The organism is Rubellimicrobium mesophilum DSM 19309 (assembly GCF_000600335.2).
In the GTDB taxonomy this organism is placed as follows: Bacteria; Pseudomonadota; Alphaproteobacteria; order Rhodobacterales; family Rhodobacteraceae; genus Rubellimicrobium; species Rubellimicrobium mesophilum.
The window spans coordinates 176704-199165 of sequence record NZ_KK088521.1 but is presented as its reverse complement, the minus strand read 5'-3'; the positions used below and the strand labels follow the sequence as shown (position 1 = coordinate 199165).

At 68.9% G+C, this 22462-nt stretch carries 23 protein-coding genes, 1 tRNA gene and 2 pseudogenes; 16 read left to right on the top strand and 10 right to left on the bottom strand.

The window, feature by feature from the left end; genetic code table 11:
* Positions 1 to 2: 2 nt before the first annotated feature.
* Both RUMESO_RS00975 and RUMESO_RS00965 read right to left on the bottom strand, forming a co-directional pair.
* A protein-coding gene (locus tag RUMESO_RS00975) for an IS3 family transposase (RefSeq protein ID WP_245639100.1) occupies positions 3 to 1210 on the bottom strand; the annotation gives its coding sequence in 2 pieces (ribosomal slippage) (positions 3 to 886 and positions 886 to 1210; 1209 coding nt in all).
* 323 nt (positions 1211 to 1533) lie between these two features.
* The gene (locus tag RUMESO_RS00965) at positions 1534 to 1851 is read right to left on the bottom strand and encodes an Arc family DNA-binding protein (protein WP_037277307.1); all 318 of its coding nucleotides are present in this window, start codon (positions 1849 to 1851) and stop codon (positions 1534 to 1536) included.
* 84 nt (positions 1852 to 1935) lie between these two features.
* Here RUMESO_RS00965 and RUMESO_RS23710 point away from each other — a divergent pair, with 84 nt between their 5' ends.
* The 5 genes from RUMESO_RS23710 (at position 1936) to RUMESO_RS00945 (ending at position 4722) form a co-directional block, all read left to right on the top strand.
* Positions 1936 to 2094, top strand: a complete 159-nt coding sequence (locus RUMESO_RS23710; RefSeq protein WP_082483287.1) for an Arc family DNA-binding protein — start codon at positions 1936 to 1938, stop codon at positions 2092 to 2094.
* 132 nt (positions 2095 to 2226) lie between these two features.
* Entirely contained in the window at positions 2227 to 2805 is a 579-nt protein-coding gene (locus RUMESO_RS00960; protein WP_037277306.1) for a hypothetical protein, read from the top strand.
* A 97-nt stretch (positions 2806 to 2902) separates the two neighbouring features.
* Positions 2903 to 3439, top strand: a complete 537-nt coding sequence (locus RUMESO_RS00955) for a hypothetical protein (protein WP_037277305.1) — start codon at positions 2903 to 2905, stop codon at positions 3437 to 3439.
* Between the two features lie 9 nt (positions 3440 to 3448).
* Positions 3449 to 3634, top strand: coding sequence for a hypothetical protein (locus RUMESO_RS00950; RefSeq protein WP_037277304.1), 186 nt, complete (start codon positions 3449 to 3451; stop codon positions 3632 to 3634).
* Positions 3631 to 4722, top strand: a complete 1092-nt coding sequence (locus RUMESO_RS00945; RefSeq protein ID WP_169791111.1) for a tyrosine-type recombinase/integrase — start codon at positions 3631 to 3633, stop codon at positions 4720 to 4722. Before RUMESO_RS00950 ends, RUMESO_RS00945 begins: the two co-directional genes overlap by 4 nt.
* Before the next feature lie 28 nt (positions 4723 to 4750).
* Here the strand turns inward: RUMESO_RS00945 and RUMESO_RS00940 are convergent.
* Positions 4751 to 4826 (bottom strand) — tRNA-Ile (locus RUMESO_RS00940).
* A gap of 100 nt (positions 4827 to 4926) precedes the next feature.
* Between RUMESO_RS00940 and purM the strand changes: the two genes are divergently transcribed.
* The 4 genes and pseudogenes from purM (at position 4927) to RUMESO_RS00920 (ending at position 8332) form a co-directional block, all read left to right on the top strand.
* Positions 4927 to 5967 carry a phosphoribosylformylglycinamidine cyclo-ligase gene (purM, locus tag RUMESO_RS00935; RefSeq protein ID WP_037277466.1) on the top strand — a complete coding sequence of 347 codons (1041 nt, stop codon included), beginning with the start codon at positions 4927 to 4929 and terminating at the stop codon, positions 5965 to 5967.
* On the top strand, positions 5964 to 6560 hold the full coding sequence (gene purN, locus RUMESO_RS00930) for a phosphoribosylglycinamide formyltransferase (RefSeq protein ID WP_037277303.1): 597 nt from the start codon (positions 5964 to 5966) through the stop codon (positions 6558 to 6560). Before purM ends, purN begins: the two co-directional genes overlap by 4 nt.
* Positions 6561 to 6600: 40 nt before the next feature.
* Positions 6601 to 7769, top strand: a pseudogene (rnd, locus tag RUMESO_RS00925) (ribonuclease D).
* A 152-nt stretch (positions 7770 to 7921) separates the two neighbouring features.
* Positions 7922 to 8332, top strand: coding sequence for a SufE family protein (locus tag RUMESO_RS00920; RefSeq protein ID WP_037277301.1), 411 nt, complete (start codon positions 7922 to 7924; stop codon positions 8330 to 8332).
* Positions 8333 to 8652: 320 nt separating this feature from the next.
* Here the strand turns inward: RUMESO_RS00920 and RUMESO_RS00915 are convergent, their stop codons facing one another.
* Both RUMESO_RS00915 and RUMESO_RS00910 read right to left on the bottom strand, forming a co-directional pair.
* Complete coding sequence (locus RUMESO_RS00915) at positions 8653 to 9300, bottom strand: DUF1638 domain-containing protein (RefSeq protein WP_037277299.1); 648 nt, start codon at positions 9298 to 9300, stop codon at positions 8653 to 8655.
* Positions 9278 to 9979, bottom strand: coding sequence for a corrinoid protein (locus tag RUMESO_RS00910; RefSeq protein WP_037277297.1), 702 nt, complete (start codon positions 9977 to 9979; stop codon positions 9278 to 9280). The genes RUMESO_RS00915 and RUMESO_RS00910 overlap by 23 nt, the downstream gene beginning before the upstream one ends.
* Before the next feature lie 157 nt (positions 9980 to 10136).
* On the opposite strand from RUMESO_RS00910, the gene RUMESO_RS00905 reads away from it, so the two are divergent.
* Positions 10137 to 11219 carry a PA0069 family radical SAM protein gene (locus RUMESO_RS00905; protein ID WP_037277294.1) on the top strand — a complete coding sequence of 361 codons (1083 nt, stop codon included), beginning with the start codon at positions 10137 to 10139 and terminating at the stop codon, positions 11217 to 11219.
* Between the two features lie 317 nt (positions 11220 to 11536).
* On the opposite strand, the gene bmt is transcribed toward RUMESO_RS00905, so the two are convergent.
* Both bmt and RUMESO_RS00895 read right to left on the bottom strand, forming a co-directional pair.
* On the bottom strand, positions 11537 to 12550 hold the full coding sequence (bmt, locus tag RUMESO_RS00900; protein ID WP_037277292.1) for a betaine--homocysteine S-methyltransferase: 1014 nt from the start codon (positions 12548 to 12550) through the stop codon (positions 11537 to 11539).
* Between the two features lie 132 nt (positions 12551 to 12682).
* A complete protein-coding gene (locus RUMESO_RS00895) occupies positions 12683 to 13006 on the bottom strand; it encodes a DUF1476 domain-containing protein (protein ID WP_037277289.1) in 324 nt (107 codons plus the stop codon).
* A gap of 154 nt (positions 13007 to 13160) precedes the next feature.
* On the opposite strand from RUMESO_RS00895, the gene purC reads away from it, so the two are divergent.
* The 6 genes and pseudogenes from purC (at position 13161) to RUMESO_RS00865 (ending at position 21394) form a co-directional block, all read left to right on the top strand.
* Positions 13161 to 13925 carry a phosphoribosylaminoimidazolesuccinocarboxamide synthase gene (purC, locus tag RUMESO_RS00890; RefSeq protein WP_037277285.1) on the top strand — a complete coding sequence of 255 codons (765 nt, stop codon included), beginning with the start codon at positions 13161 to 13163 and terminating at the stop codon, positions 13923 to 13925.
* Between the two features lie 6 nt (positions 13926 to 13931).
* Positions 13932 to 14171, top strand: a complete 240-nt coding sequence (purS, locus tag RUMESO_RS00885) for a phosphoribosylformylglycinamidine synthase subunit PurS (protein WP_037277283.1) — start codon at positions 13932 to 13934, stop codon at positions 14169 to 14171.
* A gap of 81 nt (positions 14172 to 14252) precedes the next feature.
* Positions 14253 to 14920 (top strand): annotated as a pseudogene (purQ, locus tag RUMESO_RS00880) (phosphoribosylformylglycinamidine synthase subunit PurQ).
* Positions 14921 to 14990: 70 nt separating this feature from the next.
* Positions 14991 to 16721, top strand: a complete 1731-nt coding sequence (locus RUMESO_RS00875) for a sensor histidine kinase (protein ID WP_037277282.1) — start codon at positions 14991 to 14993, stop codon at positions 16719 to 16721.
* 13 nt (positions 16722 to 16734) lie between these two features.
* Positions 16735 to 18069, top strand: a complete 1335-nt coding sequence (locus tag RUMESO_RS00870) for a sigma-54-dependent transcriptional regulator (RefSeq protein ID WP_037277281.1) — start codon at positions 16735 to 16737, stop codon at positions 18067 to 18069.
* Between the two features lie 394 nt (positions 18070 to 18463).
* Positions 18464 to 21394, top strand: a complete 2931-nt coding sequence (locus tag RUMESO_RS00865; protein WP_037277279.1) for an Rne/Rng family ribonuclease — start codon at positions 18464 to 18466, stop codon at positions 21392 to 21394.
* Between the two features lie 35 nt (positions 21395 to 21429).
* Here RUMESO_RS00865 and RUMESO_RS00860 read toward each other — a convergent pair whose 3' ends face one another.
* The 3 genes from RUMESO_RS00860 to RUMESO_RS26700 are packed head-to-tail and all read right to left on the bottom strand — an operon-like array spanning position 21430 to position 22462.
* Complete coding sequence (locus RUMESO_RS00860; RefSeq protein ID WP_037277277.1) at positions 21430 to 21669, bottom strand: sulfurtransferase TusA family protein; 240 nt, start codon at positions 21667 to 21669, stop codon at positions 21430 to 21432.
* Positions 21666 to 22100: a cupin domain-containing protein gene (locus RUMESO_RS26705; RefSeq protein WP_037277275.1), complete on the bottom strand. Its 435-nt coding sequence runs from the start codon at positions 22098 to 22100 to the stop codon at positions 21666 to 21668. The genes RUMESO_RS00860 and RUMESO_RS26705 overlap by 4 nt, the downstream gene beginning before the upstream one ends.
* Positions 22097 to 22462, bottom strand: a complete 366-nt coding sequence (locus RUMESO_RS26700; RefSeq protein WP_037277273.1) for a hypothetical protein — start codon at positions 22460 to 22462, stop codon at positions 22097 to 22099. The genes RUMESO_RS26705 and RUMESO_RS26700 overlap by 4 nt, the downstream gene beginning before the upstream one ends.

The window sequence follows — 22462 nt, the reverse complement described above, 5'->3', positions numbered from 1 at the left end:
ACTCAGGCGGTTGCGGTTTGGGCGGCGATGAACTCGCGAGGCGAGCGCATTTTCAGCCCGGAGTGCGGGTGGTGGGCGTTGTAGTCCTCGAACCAGCTTGGGAGCAATCCGAGGACAGCGGCAGCGTCCGGCAAGGGCGTGACCTGGACGTAGTCGCGCTTCAGGGTGCGGACGAAGGCCTCGGAGATGCCATTGCTTTGGGGGCTCTTCACGGGCGTGAAGCAGGGCTTCAGCCCGAGCTGGCGGGCGAAGATGCGGGTGTCCTTGGCGGTGTAGCACGAGCCGTTGTCGCTGAGCATCTCCACGGGCTGGGGTGCCCGATGGGCGCCAAAGCGCTTCTCCACCGCTTCCAGCATCATGTCGCGGATATCCGAGCCGCCGATGCCGGCGTTCGCCACGGCGCACCAGGCGATGATCTCCCGGTCATGCGCATCGATGATGAAGGCGCCTCGGACGACCTCACCGTTCCAGCAGGTGAACTCGAAGCCGTCGCTGCACCAGCGCAGGTTGGAGCGCATGACGATGACCTTGCCGTCGTGAGCGAGGTCCGGCCGCTCGGTGTAGTGCCGGGCCAGGAGAAGGCTGTGCGACTGCATGATGCGGTAAACGCGCTTGTGGTTCACCGGGGCCAGTCCGTCGGACCGGAGCTGCCGGTTCAGCACCGCCGTGATCCGGCGGTAGCCATAGGTCGGCCGGGCTGTGACGAGGGCCGTGATCAGCGGCAGCAGCGCTGCGTCCTGCGCCTTGTGGTAGCGCCGACGCGGCTTGGTCGTCCCCTTCAGCCGGTCATGAAGGTTCGAGCGGGATACCCCGAGCACCTCCGCGACGGTCTTCATCGGCCACCGTCCTTCACAGGCGATTGCGCAAGCCACATCGGTTTTTTTGGGCGCGCCTTGTCCAGGGCCTCCTTCAGGATCTCGACTTCCAGGGTCTTGCGGCCGAGCTGGCGCTCGAGTTCGCGGATGCGCTCCTCGAGCTGACGGACGGCTCGGTTGCTGGTGACCTCGTCATCGTTGGACACGGCGACAGCTCCCCCCTCCAGCATCAGGCGTCGCCAACGATAGAGCAGGTTCGGAGCCACGCCATTGCGGCGCGCCACCACCGAGATGCTGGATCGCTCGTCTAGGGTCTCTTCGACGATCCGCAGCTTCTCGGCGCCACTCCAGCGACGGCGACGGCCACCGTCGGTGATGATCTCAACGTCAGACATAAGCACGTGCTTAGGGCTGTCCCTAAGCCTCCATGGTCATGCCCAGGTGTCCGGTCAAAATGGGGGCCAGTTCACTGGGTTGCCTCCTAGCCCGAAGCATCTCCGTTAGCCGGCGAGTGGGTAAACCCCGGCACGACGTAGGCCGCTCATAGGATGGCGGGCCGTGCGTCGATGAGGTCGGAGCGGACGCTCCGGCCCATGATATGAGTGGGGACTCAGGGAGGGGTCGGGGCGGATGCTCCGGCCCCTTTGTCTACGCGCGTAGACGGTCTCGACCCTATAGAGGTGGTTCAGGAACATCTCCATCGCTCAGCGCGAGACGGCTAGTCCTTCTCGGGCTCGCTGGTAGCCGGATTAGCATAGATCGGGACGGTCTTAAGCTCACGCTCCAGCCAGGCTTTGATCCTCTCCAAGTCAGCAACCGTCACATGATTAGGGTCGATCCCAAGTTCATCTGTCATGAGCACGAACCAGAAGCCGTGCTCGGGAGGTGGCGGATATTTCTCCAGCAATGCTGCCACGATCTCAGCGTTCATCGACCTGCTGTTGGCCTCGGCTGCGCGAGCAACACGGTCCTTGAGGTCCGGCGGCATCCTGAGGCCGAAGGGTGCGATGCGAGGGGCTTGGCTATCGTCGCTCATGGCTTCACTTGGTAGCCATTTTCCTCTTGTGTGCAATGACTACCAATGGTAGTTAGTTACCAGTGGTAGTCATGAGAGGAGACCATGGACCAGGAGCGCGCACCGTTCGGCCTACGGATGTCGGAGGCCCTTAAGCAGAAGGTAAGGGAGTTTGCCGAGAAGAACGGCCGCAGCCTGAACCGCGAGATCATCTACAGGCTTGAGCAAGCCTACAAAGCCGAAGCAGCTCTGCACAACGAGTGAAGGCCGCCGGGAGGTGGGCTCCCAACGGCCTTCGTGAACCCAACGGGAGAGAAAGGTTCTTCCATGAACGTAACATCTCAAGGGGCTGGTTTCCAGCCCACGACCCGCCGCGCCCTGCTGAAAGGTGCTGCCATGTTGACCGCCATTCCCGTCGCCACCGCAGCGGTGGCCATGCCCCTCTTCGACGTGGTCGGCGACCCCGACCTCTCCACGGTGGAGGGGCGCATCGCAGCCGTCTGTCGGTGGTTCGACCTCACGCCCCCTGCCCTGACGCCGGGCGAGGACCCGCTTCAAAGCGAGGAGGTGCTCGACTGGATGATTGCCTCGGACGTCTCCATCGACTGGCTGGTGCGGGGCGACGTGAAGGGCCTCGTCATCGCCTTCCGCAACGATGAGGCGCGGCGGCGCGCGGCGTTGTCCGAGACGCCCATCCAGCGGCTCTTCCGCGAGTGGGAAGCCGCCATGGAGCGGTGCTGTGCCCCGGGCCTCAGCGACGAGGAGGGCGACGCCCTCGACAAAGACCTGCGGCACCCGCTTGAGGACGCCATCGCGACCGCAACCCCGACCGACATGCGCGACCTCGCCATCAAAGTCGTGATTGGCTCGGGCGACGGCTGCTGGGGCTTGGACGATGCGCTCACCCTGGAGTGCGCCGCCATCGCGGGCCGCAATTTCGACCAGCTGCCGCGCTGCCTGTTCAAGGAGGGCTGAGGTCAGCACAAGTGTCGTCTTTGGTATTCACTCGAATATTCTCTTGCGCGTCTGTCTGAATCTGCGTATGAATATGCAGGTAAATAAGAGGGACACCATGACGACCCAGCGTGAAGCCATCGAGGCGTTCGTCGCCACCATGGACAAGTACACCTACCTCCAGCCGGTGGTCGCCGAGGCGATCGGAGCAGCACAGACCGACCTCAACACCTGGCGGTCTCGCGAGCTTCTGCGCACCGGCTGGCGCAAGGAAGGCGGGCGCATCGTCTACACCGGGCGCGGCCTCCTCTTGGCGGGGCTCATGAACGAGTGGGCCTGGCTCTTTGACCCGTCTCGCGCCCGCTTCCTGTCCGAGCAATTCATCGACGTGCTCGTTCCTTCTGACGACTACGACGTGAATCTGAAGACCTTGCTCTCGTACACGGTGATCACCGAGTTCAACAAAGGACCGGATCGGCGGCCCGAACACCAGTCCGAAATCAACAAGTGGGAGCAGCTCAACCTCGCGCTGACCCCACATTCCACCCCTAAGACCATCTCCTGTGACCGCCGCATTATCGCTTTCAACGTTGGCAAACTGTGTCGGGAGTGGGCGATGAAAGCCCAAGCCCTGCTCAATCATCCCGGACTTTGAGGCTCGTCCATGGCCACCCGCCCCGCACTCCTCAAGCAGTCCGACCTCACCCGCTACCTCAAGGCCATGCGCGCCGCTGGCGTAACTGGCCGCGTCGAGGCGGACCCGAGGACCGGTCGGCACATCATCGTATTCGGGGAGGCCGACATCGACCTCGACGCCTCCCCGAACCCCTGCGACCGGCTGCTTAAGTGAAGCGCAAGCACAACCCGTTCCCGGGTGTGTCACGCGTCACCGACCGTCACGGCCGGGTGCGCTTCCGGTTCCGGCGCAAGGGCTTCGACACCTACCTCCCCGGCTCCTATGCGTCGGCCGAGTTCCGCGCGGCCTATGAGGCCGCTGTCACTGGTGCCAAGACCCCGATACGTTCCAAGGCGGCGCTCGGCACCTTCGGCTGGCTCATCGAGTTCTACTTGGCCAGCGGCCGGTTCAAGGACCTCTCCGAGCAGGCCCGCCGGGTATTCCGCCACGAGCTGGATTGGATCCGCCGCGAGATCGGCGACCTTCCCTTCGCGCGCTTCGGCGTTCGCCATGTCGAAGCCCTCATGAGCAAGAAGGAAGGTCCTGCGGCGGCGAACCGGGTCAAGAAGAACCTGTCGATCCTCTTCAACTTCGCCATCAAGCACGAGATGGGGATCACCGCGAACCCGGCCCGCCATGCCGAGCGGCGCAAACAGAACCCGGACGGGTATCACACCTGGACCGACGCCGAGATCCTGCGGTTCCTCGACGTGCACGGACCCGGCACTCAGGCGCGGCTCTGCCTCCTCCTCGCTCTCAACACCGGCATGGCGCGGCAGGACCTCTGCCGCGCGGGCTGGCAGGACGTGACGGGCTGGGGCGGACCAGAGCCACGGATCGCTTACCGGCGCGGCAAGACGGGGCAGGGGGCTGACCTGCCGATCTTACCCGAGTTGGCCGAGGAACTGGCGCAGCTGCCCCGCGACCGCATGCTCTTCCTCACGCATGGCGCGCGCGGTCTGCCTTACAAGCCCGAGACGCTGGGCAACTGGTGGCAGGACCGACGTCGCGAGGCAGGCGTCCCTGGCTCGCTCCATGGGCTGCGCAAGGCTGGTGCGACTCGACTGGCCAATGCCGGCGCGGGAGAGCGCGAAATCATGGCCTTCCTGGCTCACGCCACGCCCAAAGAGGGCGCCACCTACACCAAGAAGGCCGACCGGGCGCGACTCGCCGACAGCGGCCTTGCGAAGCTTCAAGACGCAAATCCCGGGCGCAAGTTGTCCACCCTTCGCCCGAAGTTGGACAAAGGAGACGCTAAGTAAATGTCCCACAAGGGAAATTTCGTTGGCGTGGTAGGCCGGGAGGGACTCGAACCCCCAACCAAAGCGTTATGAGCGCTCGGCTCTAACCATTGAGCTACCGGCCCGCCGGTCCTTCCCGTCGCACCCGCCGCCCCTGGCGTCAAGCCGCTCTGGTCCTGCGACGCGCTCTCGGCTATCGGAGGCGCGGGCAATGGGGAGCGGACCATGAGCGGCAACGGGCTGACCTATGCGCAGGCAGGCGTGGACATCGACGCCGGCAACGCGCTCGTGGAGCGGATCAAGCCCTTCGCCCGACGCACCGAACGCTCCGGCACCATGGCGGGCCTCGGCGGCTTCGGCGCCCTCTTCGACCTCCGGGCCGCTGGCTACTCCGACCCGATCCTCGTCGCCGCGACCGACGGGGTGGGCACCAAGCTCCGCATCGCCATCGAGACCGGCCACCTCGACGAGGTCGGCATCGACCTCGTGGCCATGTGCGTCAACGACCTCGTCTGCCAGGGGGCCGAGCCGCTCCTGTTCCTCGACTACTTCGCGACCGGCAAGCTCCAGGTCGAGGAGGCCGCCCGCGTCATCGCCGGCATCGCGCTGGGCTGCGAACGTTCCGGCTGCGCCCTCGTCGGCGGCGAGACGGCCGAGATGCCGGGGATGTACCACGGCGGCGACTTCGACCTCGCGGGCTTCGCCGTGGGCGCCATGGAGCGCGGGACCGACCTTCCCCGTGGCGTGGAGGAGGGCGACGTCCTCCTCGGCCTTACCTCGGCCGGCGTCCACTCCAACGGCTTCTCGCTCGTGCGCCGCGTCAAGGAGGTCTCGGGGATGTCGTGGGACTCACCCGCTCCCTGGGGTGGCGCCTCGCTGGGCGAAGAGCTCCTCGCCCCCACGCGCCTCTACGTGAAGCCCGCCCTTGCGGCGATCCGCGCGGGTGGCGTCCATGCGCTCGCCCACATCACCGGCGGCGGCCTGACCGAGAACCTGCCCCGCGTCCTCCCCGAAGGCCTTGGCGCCCGGATCGACCTCTCGTCCTGGCGGCTTCCCCCCGTCTTCGCCTGGCTTCGTCAGGCGGGCGGCATCGCGGAGGCGGAGATGCTCAAGACCTTCAACTCCGGCATCGGCATGGTCGCCGTCGTCGCCGCCGACCGGGCCGAGGCGCTGGCCCGCCTTCTCATCGAGGCCGGCGAGACGGTCGTCCCCCTCGGCACCGTGACGGCGGGGCAGGGGGTCAGCTACTCGGGCCAGCTCGCGTGAACCCCAAGCGGGTCGCCATCCTGATCTCGGGCGGCGGCTCCAACATGGTGGAGCTGCTGCGCACCATGACCGGGGACCACCCGGCGCGGCCCGTGCTGGTCCTGTCGAACGACCCCGCGGCCGGGGGCCTCGCCAAGGCGCGCGACCTCGGCGTCGAAACCGCCGTCGTGGATCACCGGCCCCACGGCCGCGACCGCACCGCCTTCGAATCCGCCCTGCAGGCGGCGCTGGCCCCCTACGCTCCCGACATCCTCTGCCTCGCGGGCTTCATGCGAATCCTCACGCCCGGCTTCGTCGCCCCGTGGAAGGGTCGGATGCTCAACATCCACCCCTCGCTCCTGCCGCTCTATCCCGGCCTCCACACCCACGCTCGCGCGCTGGCCAACCGCGACCGGGAGCATGGCTGCACCGTCCACGAGGTCACCGAGGAGCTCGACCACGGCCCCATCCTCGGCCAGGCCCGCGTCCTCGTGCTCCCCGGCGACACGCCCGACACCCTCGCCGCCCGCGTGCTCGGGCGGGAGCACGTCCTCTACCCGGCGGTGTTGCGCCGTTACGCAGCCGGCGACCGCACTCCAGTGCTGCTGCCCTGACGCGCTTTCCTTCGCGGCCTCAATGACCTAAGCGTCAATCATGCAGATCATCACGACCACCGAGCAGCTTGCCGACTTCTGCGACCGCGCCGCGCAGCACCCCTTCGTGACCGTGGACACCGAGTTCCTGCGCGAGCGGACCTACTACTCCAAGCTCTGCCTCCTCCAGATCGCCTATCCCGGCGACGGGGACGAGACCGCCGCCATCGTGGACCCGCTCGCCGGAGAGGGCTTCAGCCTCGCGCCGCTCTACGAGCTGTTCCGGAACCCCGACGTGGTGAAGGTCTTCCACGCCGCGCGCCAGGACCTCGAGATCTTCTACGTGGATGCCGGGATCATCCCCGCGCCGCTCTTCGACACGCAGGTCGCGGGCATGGTCTGCGGCTTCGGCGACCAGGTCAGCTACGAGACGCTGGTCCGCAAGATCTGCAAGGCCGAGGTGGACAAGTCCTCGCGCTTCACCGACTGGTCGCAGCGCCCCCTCAGCGACGCCCAGCTCCGCTACGCGCTCGCGGACGTGACGCATCTCCGTGCCATCTACGTCTACCTCTCCGAGCGTCTGAAGCGCTCCGACCGCGAATCCTGGGTGACCGAGGAGATGGCCGTCCTCCAGGGACCCCGCCACCTACCGCACTGACCCCCGCCGACGCCTGGGAGAGGGTTCGCGCCCGCCCCGGCTCCAACAAGATGCTCGCCGCGCTGGTCGAACTCGCCCGCTTCCGCGAGGAATACGCGCAGGGCAGGGACGTGCCCCGCTCGCGCGTCTTCAAGGACGACGCCCTGGTCGAGCTCGCCACCACCCGGCCCACCAACGAGGCCGAGCTGTCGAAGTCCCGGCTGCTGTTGCGCGAAGGGCGTCGCGGCGACATCGCCGAGGGCATCCTCGCCGCCGTCAAGCGCGCGGGGACCCTCAGGCCCGAGGACCTGCCTCGCCCGGACGGTGGCCGTGAGCAGCTCCAGGTCAACCCGGCGCTCGCGGACCTGCTTCGCGTCCTCCTCAAGGCCAAGTCCGAGAGCGAGGGCGTCGCCGCGCGCCTCATCGCCTCCTCCGCCGACCTCGACGCCATCGCGGCGGGCGAGCGGAGCCTCCCCGCGCTGACCGGCTGGCGCCGCGAGGTCTTCGGCGAGGATGCGATCCGCCTCTGCGAGGGCAAGGTGGCGCTCGCGGCCAAGGGACAGAATGTGGTGACGGTGCGCTTGCAGGGCTGAGGCGCGCCTGGACGACCCCTCGGGGGGCTGTCGTCAGCGCCGAAGGCCCGGCCCCGGCCACGGGCCGGCCAGGGCATTCGGCATCGCCCGAACCTCTGGACCTTGCCGCCCTCGGCCCTTACCTACCTGCCGTCACCACCGGAGCCCCGCCAATGGCCACCCCCGCCTTCGAGGACATCGCCGAGACCTTCGAGTTCCTCCCCGACTGGGAGGACCGCTACCGCGAGGTCATCGCGCTCGGCAAGGCCATGGAGCCCATGCCCGAGGCCCTCAAGGTCCCCGCGACCAAGGTCACCGGCTGCGCCTCGCAGGTCTGGATCCACCCCGAGATCGCGGGCGGCACGTATGCCTTCCAGGGCGACAGCGACGCCTCCATCGTCCGAGGCCTCATCGCGATCCTCAAGGCGCTCTACACCGGCGTCCCCCTGGAGGAGGTCGGGAAGGTCAACGCCCCCGCCGAGTTCGCCCGCCTCGGCCTCGACAGCCACCTGAGCGCGCAGAGGTCGAATGGCCTCAAGTCGATGATCAAACGCATCCAGGAGACGGCGCGCGAGGCCGCGTAGGGCCCCGACCCCCGAGTCCGCCGAGCACGCCACGGACTGTCGTAGGGCTGGATTCAGCCCGCCATTCCAACCGAGCGAAGAATTCTGCTCGCGTTAACCGAATCGTAACCTTTGCCTGCTAGAACCGACCTCGGGACCCCGCCAGGGTCCTCGCAGCCCGAAGTGCGTCCGGCAATATCGAGCCGTGGCCGACCGGAACGTTCCCGCCGAAACGTCATAGGGCGCGCTTCGGCGCACCATTGTCCGCCCGCCCGAGCGGCGCGCTGCAGCGCGCCCTACGCCAGGCCAGCCGCCGTCAAACGAGTCGTAACCGTCCCTCGCTACAACCGCCCCAGGACCCCGCCCAGGTCTCCATAGCCCGTGAACCGCCGCTCGAAGGCAAGCCCCAGCCGCTCCGCGCAGGCCCGTGCCTTCTCCGTCAACGCCGGATCGTCGGTCTGCGCCTGATAGACCAGGGTCTCGTAGTTGCCGAAGTAGAGGTCCCGCAATTCCGGGTGCCGGTCGAGGCCCAGCGGCTTCCACACGAAGGCATCGAACTGCCGCACCAGGAAGTCCGTCAGGTAGAAGGCCGTCGCCTCCTCCCGCGCGGCGAAGGCCTCGTTCCCCTCGTAGAAGCTGTAGCAATGCGGCCCGGGGACCATCTCGACCCCCAGCCGCTCGCAGGCCGCCTGGAGCAGCCCCCCGGTCCCGCAATCGCCATAGACCACGAAGACGGAATCGTAGCGCCCCCGCGCCTCCGCCACCGTCGCCTCGACGGCCGGCACGATCCTCTGCGGCGTGTTGTGCAGGATCGCGGGGAGGCACTGGAGGTCCAGATGCTCCCACCCGTTCGCGACCTTGAGCGCCAGGATCTCGCGCGCCAGCGCCCCGCAGGCGATGAGCAGGACGCGACCCCGCCCCTCGGCGGTCAGGCCCGCGTCCCTCAGCGCCTCGTCCGAGGGCGCCTCAGCGCGCCCCGGCACCGACATTGTGCCTGCGGGCCACCTGGGCCTTCGCGGTCTCCACGGCCACGGCGGCGTCGCGGCAATAGGCGTCCGCCCCGATCGCGCGGCCGAACTCCTCGTTCAGCGGAGCGCCACCCACGAGCACGATGTAGTCCTCGCGGATGCCCTTCTCCTTCAGGGTGTCGATCACGACCTTCATGTAGGGCATCGTGGTGGTCAGCAGCGCCGACATGCCGAGGATGTCCGGCTTCTCGGTCTCCAGCGCGTCGAGGTACTTCTCGACCGCGTTGTTGATGCCGAGGTCCACGACCTCGAAGCCCGCGCCTTCCATCATCATCGACACGAGGTTCTTGCCGATGTCGTGGATGTCGCCCTTGACGGTGCCGATGACCATCTTGCCCACGCGCGGGGCGCCGGTCTCGGCCAGCAGCGGCTTCAGGATCGTCATCCCGGCCTTCATGGCGTTGGCCGCCAGGAGCACCTCGGGCACGAACAGGATGCCGTCACGGAAGTCATCGCCGACGACCTTCATGCCGCCGACCAGCGCCTTGGTCAGCACGTCGTAGGGGGTCCAGCCACGGTCCAGAAGGATGTGGGTGGCCTCCTCGATCTCCTCCTTGAGACCGTCGTAGAGGTCGTCGAACATCTGCGCGACGAGCTCCTCGTCGTCGAGTTCGCTCAGGATGATCTCGTCGTCGGCCATTTGGGATCCTCGATCTAAGGTTGCGGCCTATGTGCGCCCGGGGCGCCAGGGGGTCGCGGCGGAAACCGACACCGAGTGCCGCGCAACCGACCAAAGGGCAAGCCCCCGCGTGCGACTCACCTTGTCACGTTCTTCATTTGTTCTAACAATGCGCGTCATGACCGAGGAGCCGTCCCCAGTCCCCGCCGACCGGCGCCCCGGCCGTGCCGCCGCCTCGAACGCGACCGGCCGGTTCGAGCCCTATGCCCGCGTCGCCGTCGATGACGGCTGGGACCGGGACGAGATCCTGCCGCCCCTCCGCACCGAGGTGTCGGAGGAACGTCCGCGGAAGGTCATCACGGCCAACAACTCGCCGGACGTGCCCTTCGAGCAGTCGCTGAATCCTTATCGGGGTTGCGAGCACGGCTGCATCTACTGCTTCGCCCGCCCGACCCACGCCTATCTCGGCCTGTCCCCGGGCCTCGACTTCGAGACCCGGCTCATCGCCAAGCCGCAGGCGCCCGCTGCCCTCGCGAGGGAGCTTCGGGCGAGGGGCTACGTCCCCAAGGTCCTCGCCATCGGCACCAACACCGACCCGTACCAGCCCATCGAGCGCGACCGGCGGATCATGCGCGGCCTCCTCGAGGTGCTGTCGGACCATGGCCACCCCGTCGCGATCACCACCAAGGGCACGCTGATCGAGCGGGACCTCGACCTGCTCGCGCCCTTGGCGGCCCGGGGCCTTGTCCATGTCGGCCTCTCGGTCACGACGCTCGACCCGGCCACCTCCCGCGCCATGGAGCCGCGCGTGCCACCCCCGGCTCGCCGCCTCGCCACCATCCGGCGCCTCACCGAAGCCGGGGTCCCGGTCCGCATCCAGGTCTCGCCCGTGGTCCCGGCGCTCACCGACCACGAACTCGAATCGATCCTCGCCGCCGGGGTCGAGGCGGGCGCCAGGGCGGCGAGCATGATCGTCCTGCGCCTCCCGCGCGAGGTGGCGGGACTCTTTCGGGACTGGCTGGGGGAACGGTTCCCCGACCGCGCCGCCCGCGTCATGGGCCGGGTGAGGGAGCTTCACGGTGGCCGCGACTACGACCCCGAATGGGGCACGCGCATGACGGGGCAGGGGGAATGGGCGCGGCTTCTCTCAGCGCGGTTCGACCTCGCGAAGCGGAGGCTCGGCTTCGCGCCCCTGCCGCCCCTCCGCATGGACCTGTTCCGGGTCCCCAGGGACCCGGACCCTCAGCTCTCGCTGTTCTGACGCCGCTCGATGGCGAGCTTCACGAGGTCGGGCAGCGCCTCGACCGGCAGCACGAAGCACACGTCCGACCAGCCCCAGCGACACGGGGATCTTCGACTCGAACAGAAGCTCCGTCCCGTCCTCGCTCAGCCGTGTCGTGACGTCCGCGTCGACCTTCCCATAGCGCCGCCGCGTGTGGCCCTTCCGAAGGACCTGGTTGCCTTCCAATTGCATCATCATCTCCTGGACTCTTGCCAAGGAGATATGGGGATCGGAGGGCAAAAATATAAGTGGCGGCCGGGATTTGCCGGCCGATTCTCACTCGCTGCGGGAAGGTCTCAGCCCCGCCCGCGCCGGCCCCCGCGCCGCGCCGCCGGCTCGTCCGCGCCGGTCCCGTCGCCGGCCGAGGAGAAGCCGCCCAGCTTCTCCGCGATGACCTCGAGCGTCGGCCGCTCGCCGCGCGGGCGACTCTCCAGCGCCTCGCGCATCCGGCGCAGGTGGTCGGTCATGGTGCCGCAGCAGCCGCCGATGATCGTGGCCCCGGCGTCCCGCGCGAGCACGGCATATTCGGCCATCAGCTCGGGCGTGCCGTCGTAGTGGATGTGCCCCTCGTGGTAGCGCGGGATGCCCGCGTTGCCCTTGGCGATGATCGGCCGCTCCGGCCCTGCCGCCGCGAAGCCCAGCACCGTGCGCAGCAGGTCCGAGGCGCCCACACCGCAGTTGGCCCCGAAGGCCAAGGGCTGGTGCGGCAGCTTGCCCACCATCTTGACCATCTCGGCCGAGGTGATCCCCATCATGGTCCGCCCGGCGGTGTCGAAGCTCATGGTCCCGCACCAGGGCATCCCGGCCAGCCGGAAGGCCTCGGCCGCCGCCTTGAACTCCTCGGCGGCGCTGATCGTCTCGACCCAGAGCACGTCCGCGCCACCCTCCTTCAGGGCCTCGGCCTGCTCGTGGAACATCTCCACCGCCGCCTCGTGGGTGAGCGTGCCCATGGGGGCCATGATCTCGCCCGTGGGGCCCATGTCGCCGGCCACGACCACCGGGCGGCCCGCCTTGTCGGCCACCTCGCGCGCGATCTCGGTCGCGGCCCGGTTCAGCTCGCGCACCCGCCCCTCGGCGCCGTGCAGCTTCAGGCGCGAGGCGTTGCCGCCGAAGGTGTTGGTGAGGAAGATGTCGCTCCCCGCGTCCACCCAGCCCTGGTAGAGCGCGCGGATGCGCTCGGGGTGGTCGAGGTTCCACATCTCGGGCGCGTCGCCGGCGGTCAGTCCCATGTTGAACAGGTTCGTCCCGGTGGCGCCGTCGGTCAGAAGCCAGTCGCGGGTCTCGAGCAGGCGGGACAGGGCGTCGGTCATGGTGGTGCCTTCCGAATGGGAACCGGCCGCCACCCCTGTCGGGGCGCGGCCCTTTAGTGACTCAACTCGCCCGCGCGGCGCACGGGCCTGGGCCTGATGAATAGGGCAAGTCGGCCCGCCGGGCGACCCCCGTCAGGAGTTGCCCACTTCCTCCATGATCTGCGACTTGGCCTGGGCCATGAGCGTGCGCATCTGGGCCCGGATGTCGGCGTCGTCGGCCTTGCCGATCAGGTCGGCGCGGAGCTTGCGGAACACGTCCTCCTCGCCGGCCTCCTGGAAGTCCGAGGTGATGACCTCGCGGGCATAGGCCTCGGCCTCGGCGCCCGTCCTGCCCATGAGCCCCGCGGCCCAGAGGCCGAGAAGCCGGTTGCGCCGCGCCTCGGCCTTGAACTGCATCTCGGCGTCGTGGGCGAACTTGGCCTCGAAGGCGTGCTCGCGGTCGTCGAAGGTCGTCATGGCCCCGGCCTTTCCTCCTGGCTGAAGGGCGGGCATCCTGTCGCGCCCGCCGGTCTCGCTTCCCGTATGGCCCCGGGGTGGCTTGCCCGCAAGGGGGGTTGCCGTAAGAGGCCCCCAATCCCAGATCACGGGCGCCCCCGCCCGAGGAGCCCCCATGGCACCACGCCGCAAGAAGATCTACGAAGGCAAGGCCAAGATCCTGTACGAGGGCCCGGAGCCCGGGACCCTGGTCCAGTACTTCAAGGACGACGCGACGGCCGGCAACGGCGCCAAGAAGGAGGTGTTCGAGGGCAAGGGCGTCCTCAACAACCGCCTGTCCGAGTTCTTCATGACCGGCCTGAACCAGATCGGCGTGCCCACGCACTTCATCCGTCGCCTCAACATGCGCGAGCAGCTCGTCCGCCAGGTCGAGATCATCCCGCTCGAGGTGATCGTGCGCAACTTCGCCGCCGGCAGCATGGCGACGCGCCTCGGCCTGACCGAAGGCCAGCAGCTTCCCCGGCCGATCGTGGAGTTCTGCTACAAGGACGACCGCTTGGGCGACCCGCTCGTGCCCGAGGAATACATCATCGCCTTCGGCTGGGCCGCGCAGCAGGATCTCGACGACATCGTGGCGCTCGCGCTGCGGGTGAACGACTTCCTGTCGGGCGTCATGCACGGCGTCGGCATCAAGCTCGTGGACTTTAAGATCGAGGTCGGGCGCATCTGGGACGGCGACTTCCCGCGCCTCGTCGTCGCCGACGAGATCAGCCCCGATTCCTGCCGCCTCTGGGATATCGAGACGGGCCGCAAGCTCGACAAGGACGTGTTCCGCAAGGACCTCGGCTCCCTGACCGAGGCCTATACCGAGGTCGCGCGGCGGCTGGGCGTCCTGCCCTCGAACGTCACGCACCGTCCCAAGCCCACGCTCATCAACTGAGGCGCCATGAAGGCCACCGTCACCGTCATGCTCAAGAACGGCGTTCTCGATCCGCAGGGCGAGGCCGTGCGCCGCGCTCTCGGATCCCTGGGATTCGAGGGGGTGGAGGGTGTCCGGCAGGGCAAGGTGATCGAGCTCGACCTCGGCCTGGCGGACCGTTCCGCCGCCGAGGCCGAAGTGCGCCAGATGTGCGAGAAGCTCCTCGCGAACACCGTGATCGAGAGCTATCGGATCGAAATCGCCTGAACGACGCCGCCCCGGGCCACCGGGGTTGACGTTGCGCCAGCCCGACGCCTTAAGGGCCGCGCCGCTTGAGGGGAGTCCGCCATGAAGGCCGCCGTCGTCGTCTTTCCCGGGTCCAACTGCGACCGCGACCTTGCCGTCGCGCTGCGCAACGCGGGGCCGATGTCACGATGGCCTGGCACAAGGACGATGCGCTTCCGCGCGGGACGGACCTCGTCGCGGTGCCGGGCGGCTTCTCCTTCGGCGACTACCTCCGCTGCGGCGCCATTGCCGCGCGCTCGCCCATCGCGGCGGCCGTCGTGGCCCATGCCGGGCGGGGCGGCTACGTCCTGGGCGTCTGCAACGGCTTCCAGGTGCTGACCGAGATGGAGCTGCTCCCCGGGGCGCTCATGCGGAACGCAGGGCTCAAGTTCATCTGCCACCCCGCCGCGCTGCGGGTGGAGACCACGGACAGCCCCTTCACCGAGGGCTACCACAAGGGCGAGACCGTCACCTTCCCCGTGGCGCACCACGACGGCAACTACTTCGCCGACGACGAGACGCTCCGGCGCCTGCGCGGGGAGGACCGCGTGGCCTTCACCTACCGCGACCCGGTGAACGGCTCGGTGGAGGACATCGCCGGCATCCTCTCTGAGAACCGCCGCGTCCTGGGCCTCATGCCGCACCCGGAACGGGCGGTCGATCCGGCCCATGGCGGCACCGACGGGCTGACCCTCTTCCGCGGCCTCGTGGACCAGGTCGTGGCCGCCTGAGGCGGATTCCTTGAGATTCGCGCCGTTTCGTCGTAAGTCGGGCGGCATGAATGCCGCCCGTGACCTTCCCATGCCGCGCCAGGGCCGTTCCTGGTGGCCACGGATCGCGCTCGCGCTCTTCTGCCTCGCGGCGGTCGCCATCATCTGGGTCTCCAACCAGGTCCTGACCCAGCGCTACACGGAAACCCTCAAGAACCGCGCCGAGGTGCGCTACACGATCTACGTGGGCCAGCTCGTCTCCGAGCTGCAGCGCAACTCCATCGTGCCCCAGCTCCTCGTCCGCGACCCCGAGCTGATCGAGGCGCTGCGGACGGGCGACAACAACGCGGCCGGCCTGCGCCTGCGGATGCTGGTCGAGGAGATGGGCGCCTCGTCCTTCATGCTCTACGACCGCGACGGTCGCGTGGTCGCCTCGACCGAGCCCGGCCACCTGGGCGAGGTCCACGGCCGGGACCCCTACTTCGAGGACGCCGTGGCCTCGGACGGCACCGTCTTCACGACCCTTCGCCGCCCCACGGGCGAATACGCCTTCCTCTACTCGCGCCACGTCGAGGACGCCGGCGAGATCCTGGGCGTCATCTCGGTCGAGGTAGACCTCGCCCGTCTCGAGCGGAGCTGGGCCGGCACCCAGGATGCCGTCATGGTCACCGATGGCAACGGCACGATCGTCCTCGCCACCGAGCCGCGCTGGCGCGGCATGGCCGAGGAGGCCGCGCTCGAGGCGACCTCCGTGCCGTCGTCGGTGGACCGGGCGCTGCGCGTCACCCAGGACCTGGCCATGGTCCAGCCCGACGCCTACGTGAGCGGCGAGGCCGTGCTGCGGCGCGAGCTGAGCATCCCCTTCCAGGGCTGGCACCTTGTGGGCTTCACCGCCCATGCCAGCGTCCGCGAGAAGGTGAACGGCTTCCTGGCGCTCGAGATCATGGGCTTCGCGATCCTCCTCGCCCTCGCGTTCTTCATGTCCTCGCGCAAGACCGCCTCGCGCCTCGTCACCACGCAACGCGAGTCCGCGGAGCTCCGGCAGCTCAACGCCCGCCTCCAGCGCGAGATCGCCGAGCGGGAGCGGATGGAGAAGACGCTCCAGGTCGCCGAGCAGACGCTGGCACAGTCCTCCAAGCTCGCCGTGCTGGGCGAGATGTCGGCCGCGGTGAGCCACGAGCTGAACCAGCCGCTCGCCGCGATGAAGACCTACCTCGCCGGGGCGCGGCTCCTCATTCAGCGCAAGCGGCCGGAGGAGGCGCTGGCCTCCTTCCAGCGGATCGACGACCTGATCGACCGGATGGGCACGATCACCCGGCAGCTCAAGTCCTACGCCCGCAAGGGCTCCGAGGCCTTCGAGCCCTTCGACGTGCGCGACGCGGTGTCCACCGCGCTCGCCATGATGGAGCCGCAGCTCAAGACCCGCCGCGTCGCGATCACCCGGACGGTGCCCGACCGCCCGGCCCTGGTGCTGGGCGACCGCCTGCGGCTGGAGCAGGTCATCATCAACCTCCTGCGCAACGCGCTCGACGCCACGCGGGGGGCGAGGGAGCCTGCGGTTGACATAATCCTGGCCTCCGGGCAGACGGTTAGTTTAACGGTTCGCGACAATGGGCCTGGAATCGAAGATCTGGACGCGCTGTTCGAGCCTTTCTATACGACCAAGCAGCCCGGAGAAGGGGTGGGCCTCGGGCTCGCCATATCCTCCGGCATCGTGAACGACCTGGGCGGGCGGCTCACCGCGCGCAACGGAGCCGATGGTGGCGCGGTGTTCGAGGTCGTCCTCCCCGCGCTCGATGCCCCCGCAGCCGCCGCCGAATGAGGAAGGACCGACGATGTCCAAGACCATGAAGATCGCCGTCGTCGACGACGAGAAGGACATGCGCCAATCGATCAGCCAGTGGCTGGCGCTCTCCGGCTTCGACACCGAGACCTACGGCTCCGCCGAGGAGGCGCTCAAGACCATCAGCCCGGACTTTCCCGGCATCGTCGTCAGCGACGTGCGTATGCCCGGCATGGACGGGATGCAACTGCTCCGCAAGATCAAGAGCATCGACTCCACGCTCCCCGTCATCATGATCACCGGCCACGGCGACGTGCCCATGGCGGTCGAGGCGATGCGCGTCGGCGCCTTCGACTTCCTGGAGAAGCCCTTCAACCCCGACCGCATGACCGAGCTGGCCAAGAAGGCGACGCAGGCCCGGCGCCTCGCGCTCGACTCCCGCGCGCTGCGGCGCGAGCTGTCGGACAAGGACGCGCTGATGAGGAAGCTCATCGGCGCCTCCCCGGCGATGGAGCGTCTGCGCGAGGACATCCTCGACCTCGGCCAGGCCGAGGGCCACATCCTGATCGAGGGCGAGACCGGCACCGGCAAGACCCTGGTCGCCCACGCGCTCCACGCCGTCAGCGCACGCGCCTCCCGCAAGTTCGTGCTGCTGAGCTGCAGCGCCTTCGACGACGAGACCCTGGGCCGCCGCCTCTTCGGTCCGCCGCTGCAGGACGAGCCCCTCCCGGCGATGGAGGAAGCACGCGGCGGAACGCTGGTCCTCGAGGACGTCGAGGCGCTCTCCGCCACCATGCAGGCCCGCCTCCTGACCGCGATCAACGAGCAGGGGACCCCGGCCGAGACGCGGATCATCGCGATCTGCAACCTTCAGGAGGAGGGGAAGTCCTGCGAATCGGTGCTGCGGCCCGATCTCTTCTACCGCCTGGCCGCGCTGCGGATCACCGTCCCGCCCCTTCGCCAGCGTGGCGAGGACATCCTGACGCTCTTCACCCGGCTCTCCGAGCAGTTCGCCGAGGAATACGGCTGCGACTCGCCCGAGGTGAGCGCGCAGGAGGCCGCGCAGCTCCTCCAGGCGCCCTGGCCCGGCAACGTCCGCCAGCTCATCAACGTGGCCGAGCGCGCGGTTCTCCAGAACCGGCGGGGGACCGGGACCATCGCCTCGCTCCTGATGACCGACACCGAGGACACGGCGCGGCCCGCCATGACGACCGAGGGCAAGCCCCTCAAGGAGTTCGTGGAAGCCTTCGAGCGGATGCTGATCGACAACACGATGCGCCGCCACAAGGGCTCCATCGTCGCGGTGATGGAGGAGCTCTGCCTGCCGCGCCGCACCCTCAACGAGAAGATGGCCAAGTACAACCTGACCCGATCGGACTACCTCTGATCGTCTCCCGATTGACCATTGTGCAACAGGCCCCCCCTTCGCTATGTAGGGGGGAACGGGTGCGCGCGTCGTCGCGTCCCGCCGATGAATTTCCGTCCTCCTGGCAATCGGTCCTTCGTGGCCTCGGGCGGCACGGACTGGACAGGGCCCCTCGGGGCTCGATGGAACCCCCGGCCGCGTCGCCAGTGTCGGCGCCAAGGGGTCGTGAACGGGCGTCGCGGTCCCCGCGGCGTCGGAGAAGAACCCGCGATGCTGCTCGCGCTCGATGAACTGGGGCCAGGACCGATCCCGAGGGATCAGGCTCCCGTGTCCGCGCGCGCCATCGCCATCATTGGACACGCCCGGCCGTCGCGCACCCTCCAGGGGGCGCCGCCGGTCGCGCGTGCAGGATCACATGGCCAAGAAAATGCTCATCGACGCCACCCACCCGGAGGAGACCCGGGTCGTGGTGGTGGACGGCAACCGGGTTGAGGACTTCGACTTCGAGTCGGCCTCGAAGCGCCAGCTTGCCGGCAACATCTACCTCGCCAAGGTCACGCGGGTAGAGCCCTCGCTCCAGGCCGCCTTCGTGGATTACGGCGGCAACCGCCACGGCTTCCTCGCCTTCGCGGAAATCCATCCCGACTACTACCAGATCCCCGTCGCCGACCGTCAGGCCCTCCTTGCCGAGGAGCGGGCCCTGGCCGAGCAGGGTGACGAGGAGGACGCCGCCGAGGAGGTCGAGGAGTCCCGTTCCGAGGATCGGGGCGGTGAGCGTCGCCATGGCCGTCGCGGCCGGGTGCGCAGCCGCGCCCGGGCGCTCAGCCGCGAGGAGGGCGACGCCGTCGCCACCCGCGAGCCTGGCCAGGACCCCGCCGGCATGGAGACCATCGACCTGGGCGAGGGCGACGAGGACTCCCGAGGCGAGGACGAGGGCCTCTCGCCGATGGCGACGGTGTCCGAGACACCGGTCGAGACGCCCGCCCCTGAGGACCGCGCCGGCGAAGCCGCGGCCGAGGAGGCCGAGGACTCCTCCGACGATGGCGTCGAGGTCGTCGAGAAGGATGAGACCATCGAGACCGTGGCCGAGGAGGAGGACCACCTCGACCTCCGCCCGCGCCAGAAGCCGCAGCGCGCCCGCCGCTACAAGATCCAGGAGGTCGTCAAGGTCCGGCAGATCATGCTGGTCCAGGTCGTCAAGGAAGAGCGCGGCAACAAGGGCGCGGCGCTCACGACCTACCTCTCGCTCGCCGGCCGCTACTGCGTCCTGATGCCCAACACCGCGCGCGGCGGCGGCATCTCCCGCAAGATCACCAATGCCGCGGATCGCAAGAAGCTCAAGGAGATCGCGAGCGAACTTGACGTGCCGGAGGGCGCGGGTCTCATCATCCGCACGGCCGGCTCGCAGCGCACCAAGCCCGAGATCAAGCGTGACTACGAATACCTCCAGCGCCTCTGGGAGCAGATCCGCGAGCTGACGCTGAAGTCGATCGCGCCCGCCAAGATCTACGAGGAAGGCGACATCATCAAGCGGTCGATCCGCGATCTCTACTCCAAGGACATCGACGAGGTCGTCGTCGAGGGGCCGGAGGGGTATCGGAACGCCCGCGACTTCATGAAGATGATCATGCCGGCCCACGTGCAGAACGTGGCCCACCACCACGAGCCCCTGCCGCTCTTCGCCCGCTACGGCGTGGAGACCTACCTCGCCTCGATGTTCAACCCGGTCGTGCAGCTTCCCTCGGGCGGCTACATCGTGATCGGCGTCACCGAGGCGCTGGTCGCCATCGACGTGAACTCGGGCCGGGCCACGAAGGAAGGCTCCATCGAGCAGACGGCGCTCAAGACGAACCTCGAGGCCGCCGACGAGGTGGCGCGCCAGCTTCGCCTGCGCGACCTCGCGGGCCTGATCGTGATCGACTTCATCGACATGGAGGAGCGGAAGAACAATGCCGCCGTCGAGAAGCGCTTCAAGGACAAGCTCAAGACCGACCGCGCCCGCATCCAGGTGGGCCGCATCTCGGGCTTCGGCCTTCTGGAGATGTCGCGCCAGCGCCTGCGTCCGGGGATGCTCGAATCCACGACTCAGCCCTGCCCGCACTGCCACGGCACCGGCCACCTGCGCTCGGACGACAGCGTCGCGCTGATGATCCTCCGCCAGCTCGACGAGGAGGGCGTGCGAGGCCGGACCAAGGAGGTCCTGATCCGCGTCCCCGTGGGCATCGCCAACTACCTGATGAACCACAAGCGCGAGCACATCGCCGGCATCGAGCAGCGCTACTCGATGGCGATCCGGGTCGAGGCCGATACCCGCCTGATTTCGCCCGACTTCGCCCTTGAGAAGTTCAAGACCGCGACCCGCGCCGTGCCCGACACCAAGGCGATCGTCATGGCCGGCAGCGCCGAGCTGATGCCCGAACTCGACGAGGTCGTCGAGGACGATGTCATCGTCGAGGACGACGCGGAGGAGACCATCGCCGAATGGCCCGAGACCGCCGAGGCCGCGCCCGCCGGCGCCGAGGATGACCGTCCGCGCAAGAAGCGCCGTCGGCGCCGTCGTCGCCGCAACGGCGAGCGGGGCGAGGGCGTGTCCGGCGAGGCCGTTCTCGCGGAAGGTGATGACGAAGGGGACGAAGGCGAGGACGAGGACGCGCCCGACGTCGCTGAGATCGCCGAGGCTGCCGTTCCCGACGTCACTCCTGACGTTGCGGCGGAGCCCGTGGCCGAGGTCGCGGCCCCGGTCGAGGAAGCTCCGATCGCCGGGGCTGCGCCTGCCGTCGAGGCTGCGCCTGCCGCCGAGGAGGCCCCCGCGCCCCGTCGCCGGACTCGCAGCCGCAAGGCCGCCGAGCCAGCGCCGGAGGAAGCGCCTGCCGAGGAGACCGCTCCCGCGCCCAAGCGCCGCAGCCGGGCCCGCAAGGCCGACGCCGTGCCCGCGGGAGCCACCGCTCCCGAAGGCGAGGCCGTTGCTCCTGCTTCCGAGGAGCAGCCCAAGCCCGCCAAGCGCCCGCGCCGCTCGCGCTCCGGCGCCGCCGTGGCGGGAGAGGCCGAGGTGGCCCTGCCGGTGCCCGCGAACCCGGACGACGAGGTCGAGGCTGCCTTGGCGCTCGATGACGAGCCGGCCATCGACGTGCCCTTCCCGCCGGGCGATGCGCCCGCGACGGCCGAGGAGGCCCGAGACGAGGCCGAGCGGCTCTTCGAGCCTGCACCAGAGCCGGCCGCCAACGCGCCGGCGACGGATTCGGCGACCGAGCCGGAAGCTCCCGAGGCTCCGCAACCCGAGGCCGAGACTCCAGAGGCTGAACCCCAATCCGACCGCCCGCGCCGTCGCGGCTGGTGGTCGCGCTAGTTCCCGAAGGGGGCCCCGACCGAAAGGCGGGGCCCTCACTCCTTCGGGACCCCGCGCCGGATCAGATGAACCTGCGCCCCGTCCTCCACGGCCTGCCCCAGATGCTCGTGACCGGCTTCGACGCAGAAGTGGGGCAGGTCAATCGCCGCCATTGGGTCGGTGGCAAGCACCCGCAGCACCTCGCCCGGCTGCATTCCCAGCAGCACCTTCCGCGCCCGCAGGACGGGAAGGGGGCAGATCAGCCCCCGCGCATCCACCTCCCGGTCCGACGTCATGCCGCCCCCGGGATGTCGAAGCCCGCCGGAGCGAGGGTGAAGCCCTCGAACCGGAACCCCGGCGAGACCGTGCAGCCCACGAGCGTCCAGTCCCCCGTGGTCCGCGCCGCCTGCCACCAGTCCTTCGGCACGACGACCTCGGGCGACTGCCCAGCCAGCACGTCCGGCCCCAGGACCCGCGCCGAAGCCGGTCCCTGGTCGCTCTCGGCCAGCGACAGCACCAGCGGCGCGCCCGCGTGGAAGTGCCAGATCTCCACTGAATCCACCCGGTGCCAGTGGCTCCTCTCGCCTCGCTTCAGCAGAAACAGGATGCAGGTCCCCGCCGGCCTCTCGCCCGGACCGGCCTCGGCCACCCAGGTCTGCCGAAACCAGCCTCCCTCCGGGTGGAGCCGGAGTGCCAGCGCCTCGATGATCCGCTCCGCCTCGGTCACGGCCCGTCCTCCCCGCTCTGCGCAGCCTGGATGTGCAGCACGACCATCATGCGGTGCAACAGCGGGTAGAGGATGATCGCCGTCACCGCCGGATAGACCGCGCCGCCGAAGATCGCATAGGCGCTCGCGAAGAGCTTGGCCTGGTCGCTCGGCATCGCGTTCGCCGGCCCCATGCCGGTCAGGATCATGGCGGCGTTGAACAGGCTGTCGATCCAGCCCAGCCCGGCCAGGCGGTGGTAGCCCAGCACCCCGATCCCGAGCGACACCGCGAGGAAGGCGACCCCGAAGAGCGTGAAGCGCAGGACGCGGCGCAGGAACTCCGCCCGGCTGTGGAGCCTCAGTCGCTGCGGGTGAACGGTCAT